Annotated in this window: 1 protein-coding gene; it reads left to right on the plus strand. The window is 53.9% G+C overall.

The window, feature by feature from the left end:
* The coding region (locus DWX73_RS13410; RefSeq protein WP_199413568.1) for a recombinase family protein at positions 1–705 on the plus strand (705 nt) is incomplete at both ends.

A 705-nucleotide genomic window follows, 5' to 3' on the forward strand; every position in this document is an offset into this window, starting at 1 on the left:
TAGCCCGTATGCTCACAGAGCAGCAAATCCCCACGCCGGGGACGCTGGAATACCGCAGGACGGGCAGCACCCGCCGCTACCACCCCGGCTATGAGTGCAAGTGGGCGACTAATACCGTAGTGCATATCCTTGAAAACCGGGAATACACAGGCTGTCTGGTAAATTTCAAGACAGAAAAACTTTCTTACAAAGTCAAGCACAGTGTAGAAAATCCCCTGGAAAAGCAAGTGATTTTCGAGAACCACCACGAGCCTATCATAGACACCCAAACATGGGAACGGGTGCAGGAGCTTCGCAAACAGCGCAAACGCCCCAACCGCTATGATGAAGTGGGTTTGTTCTCCGGCATACTGTTCTGTGCGGACTGCGGCAGCGTGATGTATCAGCAGCGATACCAGACGGACAAGCGCAAGCAGGACTGTTATATCTGCGGCAACTACAAGAAGCGCACCCATGACTGTACGGCGCACTTTATCCGCACCGACCTCTTGACCGCTGGTGTACTCTCCAATCTGCGGAAAGTGACAAGCTATGCGGCAAAGCATGAAGCCCGGTTTATGAAGCTCTTGATTGAGCAGAACGAGGACGGGGGCAAGCGCAGGAACGCCGCCAAGAAAAAGGAACTGGAAGCCGCCGAGAAACGCATAGCCGAGTTATCCGCTATCTTCAAGCGGCTGTATGAGGACAGCGTGACCGGGCGCATAT

This window comes from Coprococcus sp. AF21-14LB (assembly GCF_003458885.1).
In the GTDB taxonomy this organism is placed as follows: Bacteria; Bacillota; Clostridia; order Lachnospirales; family Lachnospiraceae; genus UBA9414.